The sequence below is a fragment of the Streptomyces sp. NRRL S-340 genome, assembly GCF_000720185.1.
In the GTDB taxonomy this organism is placed as follows: Bacteria; Actinomycetota; Actinomycetes; order Streptomycetales; family Streptomycetaceae; genus Streptomyces.
Map to the genome: position 1 here is coordinate 1 of NZ_JOIY01000119.1, position 545 is coordinate 545.

Consider the following 545-nt stretch of genomic DNA (forward strand, 5'->3'; position numbering starts at 1 on the left):
GCATGCCCGGTGCCGGTAGCAGCGGCATCGGTGTCTTCACCGGGCCGTCCGCCGCATCCAGTGGTCATCCCACCACGGTCCAGCCCTACGCTCAGCCCATCACCGGTCACGCAGGCATCCGGCCGGGCCTGGACTACCGCACGGACAACCGCGGCCGTATGCAACCACCCCTGGCCGGACTGATCACCGCAGGATTCACCACCCTCACCGGCCCCGTCCCCTTCGAAGCACCCCCCACCACCCGCGGCACCGACGCACCCTGGAACCACCCAGGCCACAACGCGTTCTTCATCGCCGCCGACCTCGGCCCCCACGGCATCACCCTGAGCACCCCCCAGGGCCTGCGCACCTACACCGCCGAACAGTTCGCCGACCACCTCGCGGCCACCCCCGCCCTCCAGCAGCACCCCACCGGACCGATCGTCCTGCTCATCCCCCACGCCGCCGCCGGCGGCATGCACCTGCCCCGCACCATCGCCGCCCGCCAGCACCCCCAACATCCTCACCAACAACACCCACGGCGAACCCCACCACCAACTCCGCAC

The 545-nt window shown here is 71.2% G+C and carries 1 protein-coding gene; it reads left to right on the forward strand.

Annotation, left to right across the window (positions count from 1 at the left end; genetic code table 11):
- Positions 1-158 precede the first annotated feature (158 nt).
- Positions 159-545: hypothetical protein (locus IG64_RS37205; protein ID WP_158771763.1), on the forward strand; the 387-nt coding region annotated here is incomplete at its 3' end.